The sequence below is a fragment of the Streptomyces sp. NPDC002845 genome (assembly GCF_053591955.1).
Genome location: NZ_JBSFUU010000002.1, coordinates 153,293 through 166,135, shown reverse-complemented (window position 1 = coordinate 166,135; position 12,843 = coordinate 153,293). Strand labels below are relative to the sequence as shown.

At 71.3% G+C, this 12,843-nt stretch carries 15 protein-coding genes; 9 read left to right on the top strand and 6 right to left on the bottom strand.

Features of this window, described 5'->3' with window-relative positions:
- The first annotated feature begins 4 nt into the window (after nt 1-4).
- Nucleotides 5-151 (top strand): hypothetical protein, encoded by a 147-nt coding sequence (locus ACWD3C_RS01975; RefSeq protein ID WP_451139027.1) that lies wholly within the window; start codon nt 5-7, stop codon nt 149-151.
- Between the two features lie 32 nt (nt 152-183).
- Here the strand turns inward: ACWD3C_RS01975 and ACWD3C_RS01970 are convergent, their stop codons facing one another.
- The 4 genes from ACWD3C_RS01970 to ACWD3C_RS01955 all read right to left on the bottom strand — a co-directional run bounded on the left by ACWD3C_RS01970 (nt 184) and on the right by ACWD3C_RS01955 (nt 2,304).
- The gene (locus ACWD3C_RS01970; RefSeq protein WP_451139025.1) at nt 184-522 is read right to left on the bottom strand and encodes a hypothetical protein; all 339 of its coding nucleotides are present in this window, start codon (nt 520-522) and stop codon (nt 184-186) included.
- Nucleotides 519-1,004 carry a YbaK/EbsC family protein gene (locus ACWD3C_RS01965; RefSeq protein WP_451139023.1) on the bottom strand — a complete coding sequence of 162 codons (486 nt, stop codon included), beginning with the start codon at nt 1,002-1,004 and terminating at the stop codon, nt 519-521. Before ACWD3C_RS01965 ends, ACWD3C_RS01970 begins: the two co-directional genes overlap by 4 nt.
- Nucleotides 1,005-1,038: 34 nt before the next feature.
- Complete coding sequence (locus ACWD3C_RS01960; protein ID WP_451139021.1) at nt 1,039-1,611, bottom strand: helix-turn-helix domain-containing protein; 573 nt, start codon at nt 1,609-1,611, stop codon at nt 1,039-1,041.
- Between the two features lie 78 nt (nt 1,612-1,689).
- The gene (locus ACWD3C_RS01955) at nt 1,690-2,304 is read right to left on the bottom strand and encodes an NADPH-dependent FMN reductase (RefSeq protein WP_451139019.1); all 615 of its coding nucleotides are present in this window, start codon (nt 2,302-2,304) and stop codon (nt 1,690-1,692) included.
- Between the two features lie 304 nt (nt 2,305-2,608).
- On the opposite strand from ACWD3C_RS01955, the gene ACWD3C_RS01950 reads away from it, so the two are divergent.
- Both ACWD3C_RS01950 and ACWD3C_RS01945 read left to right on the top strand, forming a co-directional pair.
- On the top strand, nt 2,609-3,178 hold the full coding sequence (locus ACWD3C_RS01950; RefSeq protein WP_451139017.1) for a hypothetical protein: 570 nt from the start codon (nt 2,609-2,611) through the stop codon (nt 3,176-3,178).
- A gap of 117 nt (nt 3,179-3,295) precedes the next feature.
- The gene (locus ACWD3C_RS01945; RefSeq protein WP_451139015.1) at nt 3,296-3,913 is read left to right on the top strand and encodes a class F sortase; all 618 of its coding nucleotides are present in this window, start codon (nt 3,296-3,298) and stop codon (nt 3,911-3,913) included.
- Nucleotides 3,914-3,963: 50 nt separating this feature from the next.
- Here the strand turns inward: ACWD3C_RS01945 and ACWD3C_RS01940 are convergent, their stop codons facing one another.
- Nucleotides 3,964-4,749 (bottom strand): sulfite exporter TauE/SafE family protein, encoded by a 786-nt coding sequence (locus ACWD3C_RS01940; RefSeq protein WP_451139013.1) that lies wholly within the window; start codon nt 4,747-4,749, stop codon nt 3,964-3,966.
- A gap of 229 nt (nt 4,750-4,978) precedes the next feature.
- Between ACWD3C_RS01940 and ACWD3C_RS01935 the strand changes: the two genes are divergently transcribed.
- From ACWD3C_RS01935 to nirD, 3 genes are read left to right on the top strand one after another with little or no spacing between them, the layout of a single operon-like run.
- Nucleotides 4,979-6,229, top strand: a complete 1,251-nt coding sequence (locus ACWD3C_RS01935) for an NAD(P)/FAD-dependent oxidoreductase (protein WP_451139011.1) — start codon at nt 4,979-4,981, stop codon at nt 6,227-6,229.
- A complete protein-coding gene (gene nirB / locus ACWD3C_RS01930) occupies nt 6,229-8,850 on the top strand; it encodes a nitrite reductase large subunit NirB (protein ID WP_451139009.1) in 2,622 nt (873 codons plus the stop codon). Before ACWD3C_RS01935 ends, nirB begins: the two co-directional genes overlap by 1 nt.
- A complete protein-coding gene (nirD, locus tag ACWD3C_RS01925) occupies nt 8,847-9,197 on the top strand; it encodes a nitrite reductase small subunit NirD (RefSeq protein ID WP_451139007.1) in 351 nt (116 codons plus the stop codon). The genes nirB and nirD overlap by 4 nt, the downstream gene beginning before the upstream one ends.
- Before the next feature lie 34 nt (nt 9,198-9,231).
- Here nirD and ACWD3C_RS01920 read toward each other — a convergent pair whose 3' ends face one another.
- Complete coding sequence (locus ACWD3C_RS01920) at nt 9,232-10,167, bottom strand: oxidoreductase (protein WP_451139005.1); 936 nt, start codon at nt 10,165-10,167, stop codon at nt 9,232-9,234.
- 290 nt (nt 10,168-10,457) lie between these two features.
- On the opposite strand from ACWD3C_RS01920, the gene ACWD3C_RS01915 reads away from it, so the two are divergent.
- From ACWD3C_RS01915 to ACWD3C_RS01905, 3 genes are all read left to right on the top strand, one after another.
- Complete coding sequence (locus ACWD3C_RS01915; RefSeq protein WP_451139220.1) at nt 10,458-10,871, top strand: LAETG motif-containing sortase-dependent surface protein; 414 nt, start codon at nt 10,458-10,460, stop codon at nt 10,869-10,871.
- A gap of 283 nt (nt 10,872-11,154) precedes the next feature.
- On the top strand, nt 11,155-12,489 hold the full coding sequence (locus ACWD3C_RS01910; RefSeq protein WP_451139003.1) for a S8 family peptidase: 1,335 nt from the start codon (nt 11,155-11,157) through the stop codon (nt 12,487-12,489).
- The gene (locus tag ACWD3C_RS01905) at nt 12,486-12,734 is read left to right on the top strand and encodes a hypothetical protein (RefSeq protein ID WP_451139001.1); all 249 of its coding nucleotides are present in this window, start codon (nt 12,486-12,488) and stop codon (nt 12,732-12,734) included. The genes ACWD3C_RS01910 and ACWD3C_RS01905 overlap by 4 nt, the downstream gene beginning before the upstream one ends.
- Nucleotides 12,735-12,843 lie beyond the last annotated feature (109 nt).

Sequence of the window (12,843 nt, the reverse complement as noted above, 5' to 3'; positions counted from 1 at the left end):
GAACGTGACCGACCGGCAAACCGGCAAACCGGCGAAGCAGCCCTGCGTACCAACGGCGACTTCGAACACCTACTGGACCTGGCACGAGAAGCAGGAGTTCACCCGCAACCACCAAGCCCGCTACCGCGACCAACTCAAACTCACCGCCTGACCGACAGCACCCTCACCGGATCTGCACCCGAGTCAGATCCCGGGCCCATAACCGGGATCCGGCTCCTGGCGGGGGTTCCACCACTCGGTGAGCCCCCACACCCCGAGCGCGAGCGCGGCCACGGCGGTGAGGGCCGCGACCCAGGGGCGGCGTACCCACCGCACCGTCAGCGTCCAGGTGAAGAGCGGGACCAGAACGCCGCCGAGCACGATGAGCGGCAGGTCGACGAAGAGTACGGTCAGGTCGCGGGCGTGGGCCTCGAAGCCGCCGTCGAGGCTGAACGCGGCTCGCGGTGCCCAGACGAGCACGGCGGTCGTGGCGCCGAGGGCGGCGAGGAGGTACCGGGCCGAGTCCCTGGATCTCGGAGTCACGACTGTGCCGCGTTCCGTGGCGCTCCGTTCACTCCTACGGCAGCGGCCTCGCCTCCCGTGAGGGTCACCAGTTCCTCGAAGGTGGTGCGGAACATGGTGTGGGGCAGCCCGGCGCCGGCCCAGACCTGGGGGTGGTCGGCCAGGGCGGTGTCGACCAGCGTGCGCAGTGGGGAGGGGTGGCCGACGGGAGCCACCCCGCCCACCTCTTGTCCCGTGGCCCGGAGAACGAACTCCGGGGTGGCGCGGCGGACCTTGCGGACTCCGACCAGGGCCGCTGCCTTCTTGACGTCGACGCGGTGGGCGCCGCTGGCCACGACGAGCAGCGGGGTGCCGTCGGCCTCGAAGACGAGGCTGTTGGCGATGGCCCCGACGGGGCAGGCCAGTTGCTCGGCGGCAGCGGCCGCGGTGGGGGCCGGGCTGGGCAGTTCGGTGATGTCACCGGAGTGGCCGTGCAGGGTCAAGGCCAAGCGGACATGTTCCATGGCTGAGTTCACGGGGCTCACAGCGCTCCAAGGGTCAGCGGCGGTCGAGTACGCGTGCCGGGTAGAACACGACGAGGGTCGCGCGCGTCTCGCCGTGCAGGCTCTCGTAGGAATGAGGGCGGTCCGCGGTGAACGAGACGAAGTCGCCCGCGCGGAGGTACACCTGCCTGTCGTGCGGGCCGACCAGCATCTCTCCGTCATGCACGATGAGGTGCTCCAGTACGCCTTCGCCGTGCGAGTCCGACTCGTACGTGCCCTCGGCCAGGCGGAGGTCGAAGATCTCGTACAGGACACGTTCCCCGGTGGCACTGTGGACGAGTCGCAGCGCGAGGCCGTCGTCCCGGACCACCATGCCTTCGGCGGCCCGGGTGACCTGAGGCTGCGGGGTGCCGTCCGTCGCGAACAGCTCGGGCAGCGGGATGCCGAGGTGGGTCGCCAGGGAGGTCAGCGTCTCCAGCGTCGGATTGCCCTGCCCGCGTTCCAGTTGGACCAGCGTCGCCTTCGCCACGGCAGCCAGTCTGGAAAGCTCGTTCAGGGACAGTCCCCGGGCCAGCCTGGCACGGCGAATCCTGCCGCCGACCTGGGCCGTCACGCTCGTACTCGTCACAGTGAGGGAGCGTACTGGCCGCACCGGGAGGGTGGCAAGGCGACCGGACGGTCATTATAACGACCAGCACCAGCACCCCTATTCCCCGTACGGCCGCCTCCCCTTCGCCTCCCTCAACGCCCGCCCCCACCAAGCCAGCTGATCCAGCATCACCTTCGCCGCCGCGTCCGGCCCGGACGGGTCCCGCAGGCGGCCCCGGTCGTCGAACGAGCCGTGCGCGTTGTGGAAGGACACCGTGTCGCGGACGGTGACGGCGTGGAGTTCGGCGAAGACCTGGCGGAGGTGTTCGGTGGCGCGCAGGCCGCCCGCGAGGCCGCCGCAGGAGACGAGGGCGACGGGTTTGGCGCGCCACTCGCGGAAGTGCCAGTCGATCAGGTTCTTGAGGGCGGCGGGGTAGGAGTGGTTGTACTCGGGGGTCAGGACGACGAAGGCGTCGGCGTTCGCGAGCTTCGGGGTGATTTCGGCGAGCTGCGCCGTCGCCTCGGGGGTCGGGGCGAAGCTCGTGGGCAGCTGGACCTCGGCCACGTCGACGACGTCGGCCTCGAAGTCGTCGCGGGAGCGGAGCCGGTCCAGCAGCCAGTCGGCCACGACCGAGCCGAAGCGGCCCTCGCGGTTGCTGCCGACGACCAGGGCGACACGGACGGGCGCGTCCGCAGGGGTGACCGGTGCTGGGGTGTCTGTTGCTGTCTTCATGGCCCCTACCCTCGTACCTCAACTTTGGTCGAGGTCAAGTCGTCGCCCGGGGACCGCCCGTGCGCGGCCCGGTCACCCGTTCACAGCCCCGCCCGCCGCTCTTCGGGGTGCTCTTCGCGACACGCCGGACGTACGGCCATGACCTGCCTGAACGCCCGCCGTCATGCCCCCGGGTGCCGCCCCCCTGACACCCATTCACCTCAATTCCGACGATCCGTCAGGAAGCGGTCGCGCCCGTATGCCCCTTACCTCAGAAGGAGGCCCCGCCCACCGAGGACCAACGCGCTCGACAGGAGCAGGCACGATGCGACGTACCGTCGACCGGCGTACCGCCCGGCCGCTGACCGCCACCGCGCTCGGCGCCGCCGCGCTCGCCGTCACGGGGTTCGTCGCCGCGCCCGCGCACAGCCGCGAGACGGCGGAGGGCAGCCTGGACGTGCGGCCGGCCGGTGGTGTCGTACCGGGCGGCGAGGTCACCGTCAGTACGGGGGCGTGCGGTGCCGGCGGTACGGCGGTGGGGGACGCCGGCGCGGTCGGCGCGGGTGCCTTCTCCCTCGTGTCCCACGCCGGGGAGCGGAACTCCGTCGGACGGTTCAAGGTGCCGCCGAGCGCGCATCCGGGGACGTACGAGATCGCCGCGCGGTGTGCCGGGGACGGGCGGCGGGTCGCGGGGGATCTGGTGGTCAGGCTGACCGCCGCCCCGGAGCGACAGCCGCACCAGCAGGTGCATCCGCGAGGAAGTGTGAAGACGGGGGTCGGCGGCGCACTCGGCCCCGACCCCGTGCAGACCGCGGCAGGCGTGGCCACCCTCGCCGTCGCCGCCGCGGGCGGTACCTGGCTCCTGCATCGCCGGGCGAGAGGCGACGGGATCTGACGGGCACCCTCCGCTGCCCGTCCGCCGGTACCGCCGTCCCCCCCTCCCCTCCGGGCCCGACGCCCCTCGGCCCGGAGGGGCGGAACACCACCGAGGAACACGACAGGAGGAGGCCCTGTGCGCCGGTTCCCCAGCACCGCCATAGCGGGCGTCACCGTCGTCGCCCTCGTCACCGGCGCGTGGCTGCTCCGCAGCGGCACCGAGTCCCATGCGCCGCCCCAGCCGTCGGCCGCCCAGGCCCGCACCGCGAGCGCCCCGGACCATGGCCATGAAGCGCTTCCGCCCTCCCGGCCCCACCGCATCCGCATCCCCACCCTCCGCGTGAACGCCCCCCTCATGGGCCTCGGCCTCACCCCCACCGGCAGCCTCGACGTCCCCCCGGCCGAGTACGACAGCCTCGCGGGCTGGTACGAGGCCGGGACCACGCCCGGCGAGAAGGGCACCGCGATCGTCGCCGGGCACGTCGACAACGCGGACGGGCCCGCCGTCTTCCACCGTCTCGGGGCGGTGGAGAAGGGTGCGCGCATCGACGTGGAGCGCCGGGACGGGCGTACGGCGGTCTTCACCGTCGACGCCGTGGAGGTATACGACTCCCGCGCCTTCCCCGACGAGAAGGTGTACGGCGCCGCCGCCCGGCCCGAGCTGCGGGTGATCACCTGCGGGGGCGGCTACTCGAAGCGCACGGGGTATCAGGGCAACGTGGTCGTCTTCGCCCACCTCACCGGCGTACGGTAAGGACTCGACGGCGTACAACGGCGTACGTCGTCCCCACCGCTCTCAGACGGTCACGCCACCCACTGCTCGTACGCCATCTTGGCCACCAGCGTGAACACCACCGTCAGCAGGACCACCCGCACGAAACCGCTCCCCTTCTTCAGCGCCGTGCGCGCCCCCACCGTGCCGCCCACCAGGTTGAAGACGGCCATCAGCGCGGCGAGCTGCCAGTACACCGTGCCCTTCCAGGCGAAGGTGGCGAGGGCGCCCGCGTTGGTGCAGCAGTTGACGATCTTGGCGGTGGCGGAGGCGGTGACCAGGTCGAGGTGGAGGACGGCGGTCAGCGCGAGGACGAGGAAGGTGCCCGTGCCGGGGCCGACGAGGCCGTCGTAGAAGCCGATGCCGACGCCCGCGAGGCCGATCGCGGCGAGGACGCGGCGCGCGGAGACCGGGCCGGCGGCGGGCGCCGTGCCGAAGGCGGGGCGGAGGATCACGAAGGCGCCGACGGCGACGAGCACCACCATGACCACCGGCTTCAGTACGTCCGTGCTCATCCCGGCGGCCACGAAGGCGCCCGCCGTCGATCCGGCGAGCGCCGCCAGGCCGATCCGTACGGCGATCCCGACGTCCACGGGCGTCTTGCGAGCGAACGTCACCGCCGCCCCCGTGGTGCCGACGATCGCGACCGCCTTGTTGGTGCCGAGGGCGTACTGCGCGGCCGACGCGTTGTTCGGCAGGCCGAGCAGCAGGGTGGGGAGCAGGAGGAGCCCGCCACCGCCCACCACGGCGTCGATCCAGCCGGCCGCGAGGGCGGCGAGGCAGAGCAGGACGACCATGGTCAGCGATATGTCGGGCATGATCGCGACCCTACGGACGGGATAGGTGTGCCGTCCATGGATTTGAGGGTCTACTGAGGGTCCGGAGCCTGCCAAGGGGCTCGACCTGCGCCTTCGCCTCATCTCACACGGGCCCCGGGCAGGCCGGAAAACCCCTCACACCCGCCCGGCAGCGGTGCTGAGGGCAGCGTTCCCCGTGGGAAACAGACGTGATGCGGCCGGGTAACACCGGCACCGCACGCTGCGATGCATGACCTCGAATACGCGTGTGGTGGTGATCGGCGCCGGACTCGCGGGCGTACGTCTCGCCCGGCGGCTCGGTGAGCTCGGTGTGCCCGCCACACTTGTGGGCGACGAGGAGCACGCCCCGTACAACCGTGTGCTGCTCGCCGAGGTCCTCGCCGGGCGGTACGCGCCCGAGGTGATCTCGCTCCCGGCGCCGGCGGGGCTGGTCCGGGCCCGGGTCACCCACATCGACCGGCAGGCGCGGGAGGTCCACTGCGCCGACGACGGTCCCGTGATCGCATACGACACGCTCGTCCTCGCGACCGGCTCCAACCCCGTACTGCCGCCGCTGCGCGGACTGTGGGACCCCGAGCGGCACGAACTCCCCGAGGGCGTGCACGCGTTCCGCACGATGGACGACTGCCTCGGGCTCTCCAAGGCCGTACGGACGGGGTCACGGGCGGTCGTCATCGGCGGCGGACTCCTCGGTGTCTCCGCCGCCCGCGCGCTCGCCGTACGCGGTGCACAAGTCGTCCTCGCCCAGCAGGGCGAGCGGCTGATGGAGCATCAACTCGACCCAGCCGCATCGAAGTTGGTACGACGCCATCTGACCGACCTCGGGGTGGAGGTGCACACCGAGTCGCGGGTACGGGGTGTGCGCTGCGTCGGCGGGGCGGTCCGGTCGGTCGAGATGGCCGACGGGTACGCGCTCGACGCCGACCTCGTCGTCCTCGCCTGCGGGGTGCACCCGCGTGTGGGGCTCGCCCAGGAGGCGGGGCTCGCCGTGCACAAAGGCGTCATCGTCGACGACGAGCTGTGCACCTCCGACCCGCACATCCGGGCGATCGGGGACTGCGCGCAGCACGAGGGGGTCGTGTACGGCCTCGCCACACCCGCGCTCGAACAGGCCGACGCACTGGCCGAATCGCTGGCGGGTGACCCGAACTCGCGCTACACCGGCACCCGCACACTCACCCGGCTCACCCTCACCGGGCCCACCGGGCCCACCGGGCAGGAGGGCCCCTTCGGCCCTCTCGACCTCGCCGCGTTCGGCGAGCCCGAACCCCGTCCGGGCGATGACGTCATCCAGCTCGCCGACGCCACCCGCGGCACGTACCGCAAGGTCGTCGTCCGTGACGACCGGCTGGTCGGCGGGGTGCTCGTCGGCGAACTCGGCACCGTCGGCGCGCTCGCCCGCGCCTGGGAGGGAGCAGAGCCGCTCCCGTCGGACGGCGCTCCACTGCTCCACCTGCTCACCAACGATGGAGGCTCCTGATGTCCGCGACCGCACTTGTTGGGGACCGGCCCCGCCCCACGATCGTGCTCGTCGGCCATGGCATGGTCGGCCAGCGCTTCCTCGAAGCGCTCGCCGAGCGCGGCCTGACCGCCACGCACCGCGTGGTCGTGCTGTGCGAGGAGCCGCGCCCGGCGTACGACCGTGTCCAGCTCACCTCGTACTTCTCGGGCAAGACCCCGGACGAACTCTCCATGACCGACATGGAGTTCATCGAGAAGCACGGCATCGAGCTGTACGTCGGCGACCCGGCGGAGACGATCGACCGCGACGCCCGCAAGGTGACTGCCCGCTCAGGCCTGGTCGTCGAGTACGGCACCCTCGTCCTCGCCACCGGCTCCTACCCCTTCGTGCCGCCCGTCCCCAACAAGGACGCCGAGGGCTGCTTCGTCTACCGCACGATCGAGGATCTGCTCGCGATCGAGGAGTACGCGAAGTCGAGGGCGACGACCGGCGCCGTGGTCGGCGGCGGTCTGCTCGGGCTGGAGGCGGCGGGCGCGCTCAAGGGCCTCGGACTGACCACCCACATCGTCGAGTTCGCGCCGCGCCTGATGCCGGTCCAGGTCGACGACGGCGGTGGCGCCGCGCTGCTCCGCACGATCGAGGACATGGGCCTGACCGTCCACACCGGTACGGGCACGCAGGAGATCGTGGTCGCCAAGGACGGTTCCGTCTCCGGCATGAAGCTGTCCGACGGCTCCGAACTCGCCACCGACATGGTGGTGTTCAGCGCCGGTGTCCGCCCCCGCGACCAGCTGGCCCGCGACTGCGGACTGACGGTCGGCGAGCGCGGCGGCATCACGGTGGACGAGCAGTGCCGTACCGTCGCCGACCCGCACGTGTTCGCGATCGGCGAGTGCGCGCTGGCGGCGGACGGCCGGGTGTACGGGCTGGTGGCGCCCGGCTACGAGCAGGCGGAGACCGTGGCCGCCACGATCGCCGCCGACGAGGCCTCCTTCACCGGCGCCGACCTGTCCACCAAACTGAAGCTGCTCGGCGTGGACGTGGCGTCCTTCGGCGACGCGCACGGTGCCGCCGAGGACTGCCTCGACGTCGTCTACTCCGACTCCCGCGCGGGCCTGTACAAGAAGCTGGTCATCGGCCGGGACGGCACGCTGCTCGGCGGCATCCTGATCGGCGACGCGGACGCGTACGGCACGCTGCGTGCGCTCACCGGTTCCGTACCTCCCATCGCGCCCGAGGCGCTGGTGCTGCCGGCCGGCGCCGGGGCCCCCGCGCAGCTCGGCCCGTCCGCGCTGCCCGACGAGGCGGTCATCTGCTCCTGCCACAACGTCACCAAGGGCGCGATCCGCGGGGCGGTGACGGAGCACTCCTGCACGACCGTGCCCGAGGTGAAGAAGTGCACCAAGGCCGGTACGGGCTGCGGGAGTTGCGTCAAGGTCCTCGGCCAGCTGGTCACGGCCGAGCTGGAGGCCGGCGGCGTCGAGGTCGACAAGGGCCTGTGCGGCTGCTTCTCGCAGACCCGCGAGGAGCTGTACGAGATCGTCCTCGCCCTGCGCATCAACTCGTACCAGCAGCTCCTGGACCGCTACGGCCGCGAGGGCGCCCGCGGCGGCGACGGCTGCGAGATCTGCAAGCCGACGGTCGGCTCGATCATCGCCTCCCTCGCGCCCACCATCGGCGCCGACGGCTATGTCCTTCAGGGCGAGCAGGCAGCCCTCCAGGACACCAACGACCACTTCCTCGCCAACCTCCAGAAGAACGGCTCGTACTCGATCGTGCCGCGCATCCCCGGCGGCGAGATCACGCCCGAGAAGCTGATCGTGATCGGCGAGGTGGCGCGGGACTTCGGCCTCTACACCAAGATCACCGGCGGCCAGCGCATCGACATGTTCGGCGCGCGGGTCGAACAACTCCCCCTGATCTGGGCGAGGCTGGTGGACGCGGGCTTCGAGTCCGGGCACGCGTACGGCAAGGCGCTGCGCACGGTGAAGTCCTGCGTGGGCCAGACCTGGTGCCGCTACGGCGTCCAGGACTCGGTCCGCATGGCGATCGACCTGGAGCTGCGCTACCGGGGGCTGCGCTCCCCGCACAAGCTGAAGTCGGCCGTGTCGGGCTGTGCCCGTGAGTGCGCGGAGGCCCAGTCGAAGGACTTCGGCGTGATCGCCACCTCGAACGGCTGGAACCTGTACGTCGGCGGCAACGGCGGCGCCACCCCGCGCCACGCGGACCTGCTCGCCCAGGACCTCTCCGACGCCGAGCTGATCCGCCTGATCGACCGGTTCCTGATGTTCTACATCCGCACCGCGGACCGCCTGGAGCGCACGTCGACCTGGCTGGAGCGGATCCCGGGCGGCCTGGACCACATCCGGGACGTGGTGGTGGAGGACTCCCTCGGCATCTGCGAGGAGCTGGAGGCCCTGATGACGGCCCACGTCGCGGGCTACCGCGACGAGTGGGCCGAGACCATCAACGACCCCGAGAAGCTCGCCCGGTTCGTGTCCTTCGTGAACGCGCCCGACACCCCCGACCCGGTCGTCGGCTTCGTCCCCGAGCGGGACCAGATCAAGCCGGACCTGCCCCTGCTGTCCATCGGCATGCGGCCCGCCGAAGAAGTCCTGGAAGGAAGCGCCCAGCGATGACCCTGGCCCCCGAGAAAACCGACGTCAATGTCCAACTGCGCCTCGACGGAGACTGGTTGACGATCTGCGACCTGTCGGCGCTGCTGCCCGGCCGGGGCGTGGCCGCCCTGCTCCCCGACGGCCACCAGGTCGCCGTCTTCCTGGACCGCGCGGGCAAGCTGTACGCCATCGACAACCGCGACCCGTTCAGCGGCGCGGCCGTCCTCTCCCGCGGCCTGACCGGCACCCACCAGGGGCGCCCGTTCGTCGCCTCACCTCTGCTGAAGCAGCGGTTCGACCTGGAGAGCGGGCAGTGCCTGGACGACGAGGCGGTGCGGGTGGGGACGTACGAGGTTCGGGCGAGCTGAGGTCGGGCGTCACCTGACTTACGGCTTACGGCCGTTACACCCTCAGTGCGTCGTACGTCACCCCGGTGAGCCGCTCCGAGGCTTGCCAAAGAAGCTCGCCCGCCCGGTCGTTGAGGGTCCACGGGGCCCGCCCCCGGGTCTCGGTGGGCGTGCTGCGCCACATCAGGAACGCCGGCCCGATGAAGGAGTCGGGCCGGACGCCGGGCTCGGTGGCGGCGTACAGCGTGGGGAGGGCGCCGGTCCGGGCGGGTTGCGCGAAGAAGCGGTTGCCGATCCGCATGAACAGCTCGGTGCCCTTGCGGCCTTCCCGCCTGGCCGCGGCGGTCTGGAGGTTCGTCGCGGCGTACCCGGGGTGCGCGGCGGCCGCGACGACGTCCGCGCCGGCTGTGGCGAGGCGCCGGGCCAGCTCGTGCGTGAAGAGCAGGTTGGCCGTCTTGGACCGGGCATACGCCGTCCAACGACCGTACCGCCGCTCGCTGTTGAGGTCGTTGAGGTCGATGTTGGCCATCATGTGCATACCGCTGGACACCGTGACGACCCGCGCCCCCGGCGTGGCGAGCAGCGCGGGCAGCAGCAGCCCGGTGAGCGCATAGTGCCCGAGGTGATTGATCCCGAACTGCGTCTCGAACCCTTCGGCCGTGCGCCCCTTGGCCACGGCCATGACACCGGCGTTGTTGATCAGCAGGTCGAGCCGGTCGCTCTCCCGCTCGTAGGCTGCCGCGAACTTCCGTACGGAGTCCAGGTCCCCGAGGTCGACCACCGCCAACTCGACGTCGGCCTCCGGCACTTCGGCAGCCATCCGGTCCCGGGCCGCCCCGCCCCGCTCCGCACTGCGGCAGGCGAGGATCACCCGGGCGCCACGGCGGGCGAGTTCGCGGGCGGTGGCGTAACCGAGGCCGCTGTTGGCACCGGTGACGATCGCCGTGCGGCCGCTCTGGTCGGGGATGTCGTGCGCGGTCCAGCCGGTCATGACGGTTCCCTCTCGACTCCCTGTCGGCCTGTCGGCTCCCTGTCGACGTACTCGGAAGCTTCTTCAGGTTAGTCGGTGAGGGGCGGACCCCAGGATGCGGCAGACGGGGTTTACAGAACACAACCTCATGAGCGGATAGCTACCTTCCGGTCACGTCACGTTCGCATCACGGGTCCGCCATTCCGCCTCCGCATCAGCAGCCCCCCAATACGTTCATCACCTCAAATCCGGCCGATCGCCAGTTCGTGATCAAGCGTACGGATATCCACACGAACCCCTGGGGGCTCTCCATGAACTCGTTCCGCAAGTCCGGTGCTGTCGCAGTAGCCATAGCCGCGCTGTCGCTGGCCGCCCTGCCGTCCGCCGCCCAAGCCCATGACGGCAACCACCCGTTCGAGAACTGCACCGAGGCGTACGAGAACGGATACTCCAACATCCCCGAGGGCGACGAGCACTACGGCAAGCACCTGGACCGCGACGGCGACGGCATCGGCTGCGACCAGCCGCCCTCGGACTTCGTCCCCGCCGACGACGAGACCAGCGGCAGCGGCGAGGCCGACGCATCCGGAGAGCAGCAGGGCACCGACCTGGCCGAAACCGGAGGCAGCGACGCCACCCCGTACCTCGCGGGCGGCGGCGCCGCCGTCCTCCTCGCCGGGGGCGGCGTACTGATCGCGGCACGCAGACGCCGCAGCGCCGACTGACCCGCACACGGGGACACCCCGAAAGGGCGGCGCCTCCGCCGCGCGTCCCGTTCCGGCGAGACCGCACCCGTGTGGCGGCGGCGTCGTGTTGCGGGCCTCCGTGCCCGGTGCGACGGTGATCGAGGGGGCGGTGCCGACGGTCTGGCAGGGGTCAGCCTTGCCTGCACGGCGGCATGACGCGTCGATGCGCGACTGAGCCACGCCCCTATTCCTTGGCGTTGACACTTCGTGATTCGGCATGTGTCCACGATCGGGGGGAAGCACACAGAAAGCGGGAAATTCAATGGCGAACGGACCCATGGACAGGCGCGCCTTCGGCGAGCAGCCCGATCGGCCCACTGGCCCCCTCACGGGCCAGAGTTCGGAGTACACCGGTCGGTACGTGGTCCTGCTCGACCCGAGTGACCAGGAAAGCGGACTGAACGCACTGCGTTCCAACGCCGGTATCGCGTCTGTCGAACGTGTCCGAGGAACAGAGACCGCGAACATCTCCGAACTCCTTGAGCGCTCCGATGTCTCGGTGCTCTTCGAGGACCTCGCCGCCGCCGTCGTCGAGGTCCGGCCCGAGCAGCGCCACGCGCTGGTGACCACGGCCGAGACGGAGAACTCGATCATCGCCGCCGAGCCGGAGCGCATGGTCTACGCCATGCCGATCACCGCTCCGCACCAAGCGCCGACCGAGTTCTTCCCGGCCTTCCGCAGTGACGAGGAAGTGGTCAGCCGCCACACCGAGGCCGAGATGGCGCTCGCCCAGGGCCCGGCCTGGGAAGAGAAGAACTGGACCTGGGGTCTTCAGGCGATCAAGGCCAACCTGGCCCACCAGACCGGAAGGGGTGTGAAGGTCGCCGTCCTCGACACCGGCGTGGACCCGAACCATCCGGACCTGGCCGGACGCATCGCGGCGACGGCCTCCTTCGTGCCCAACGAGACCGTCGAGGACGGCAACGGCCACGGCACACACTGCATCGGCACCGCCGCCGGTCCGGCCAACCCCAAGCAGGGACCCCGCTACGGCGTGGCACCCGAGGCGCAGATCCTCGCGGCGAAGGTGCTCAGCAACGCGGGCTCCGGCACCGACGGCCAGATCCTGGCGGGTATGGCCTGGGCCGTCTCCCAGGGCGCGAAGGTGATCTCCATGTCGCTCGGCGCCCGGGTCCGTCCGGGTGAGCTCTTCCCGCAGACGTACGAGCACCTGGCCCTGCGCGCGCTCAAGCTCGGGACGGTGATCGTCGCCGCCGCAGGCAACGACAGCCTCCGGCCGGGCGCCATCGTGCCCGTCAGCCGGCCCGCCAACTGCCCCTCCATCCTCGCGGTGGCCGCGCTCGACAAGGCACTCAGTCCTTCGTACTTCTCCAACGGAGGGATCAACGGCCAGGGCGGCGAGATCAACATCGCCGCGCCCGGCAGGGACGTGCGATCGGCCACCCCTGGTGGCGGGTACCAGGTCCTGAGCGGCACCAGCATGGCCACCCCGCACGCCGCGGGTGTCGTCGCGCTGCTCGCCCAGGCGAACCCCAGCGCTTCCGGGGTCCAGCTCGCGGCCATGCTGAAGGGCAGTGCGTTCCCGCTGGTACAGCCCGCCGGAGACGTCGGCTCGGGCCTCCTCCAGGCCCCGTGAGCGAGTCCCCCCAGTCCGCACCGGTCGGGGTCATCCTCGCAGTCGACCCCGACCGGTTCGCGGAAGTCGTCGAGGCCTTGCGGCGGGCCGGACTGACGGTCAGGAGCGAGCAGCCGATCCTCGGCACTCTCTCCGGCACCGTCGCGGAGGACCGGATACCAGCTCTGGAGGCCGTCGACGGCGTCGATTCCGTCGACCGTGACCGCACCATCCGGCTTCCCCCGCCGGACTCCCCCATCCAGTGAGTCTCAGGGGGCGGCACCCCCGCACGGGTGCCGCCCCCTTCTTTTGCGCACCGGAACCGCCGCCGCGTCGGTGAGGGTCAGGGCGACCGACGGCGGTTCCGGGGGTTCA

What these genes read in the sequence shown, in the direction of transcription:
- ACWD3C_RS01965 (WP_451139023.1), bottom strand. Translation starts at nt 1,004, where the DNA reads ATGGAACATGTCCGCTTGGCCTTGACCCTGCACGGCCACTCCGGTGAC.
- ACWD3C_RS01955 (WP_451139019.1), bottom strand. Translation starts at nt 2,304, where the DNA reads ATGAAGACAGCAACAGACACCCCAGCACCGGTCACCCCTGCGGACGCG.
- ACWD3C_RS01950 (WP_451139017.1), top strand. Translation starts at nt 2,609, where the DNA reads ATGCGACGTACCGTCGACCGGCGTACCGCCCGGCCGCTGACCGCCACC.
- ACWD3C_RS01940 (WP_451139013.1), bottom strand. Translation starts at nt 4,749, where the DNA reads ATGCCCGACATATCGCTGACCATGGTCGTCCTGCTCTGCCTCGCCGCC.
- ACWD3C_RS01935 (WP_451139011.1), top strand. Translation starts at nt 4,979, where the DNA reads ATGACCTCGAATACGCGTGTGGTGGTGATCGGCGCCGGACTCGCGGGC.
- nirB (WP_451139009.1), top strand. Translation starts at nt 6,229, where the DNA reads ATGTCCGCGACCGCACTTGTTGGGGACCGGCCCCGCCCCACGATCGTG.
- nirD (WP_451139007.1), top strand. Translation starts at nt 8,847, where the DNA reads ATGACCCTGGCCCCCGAGAAAACCGACGTCAATGTCCAACTGCGCCTC.
- ACWD3C_RS01920 (WP_451139005.1), bottom strand. Translation starts at nt 10,167, where the DNA reads ATGACCGGCTGGACCGCGCACGACATCCCCGACCAGAGCGGCCGCACG.
- ACWD3C_RS01915 (WP_451139220.1), top strand. Translation starts at nt 10,458, where the DNA reads ATGAACTCGTTCCGCAAGTCCGGTGCTGTCGCAGTAGCCATAGCCGCG.
- ACWD3C_RS01910 (WP_451139003.1), top strand. Translation starts at nt 11,155, where the DNA reads ATGGCGAACGGACCCATGGACAGGCGCGCCTTCGGCGAGCAGCCCGAT.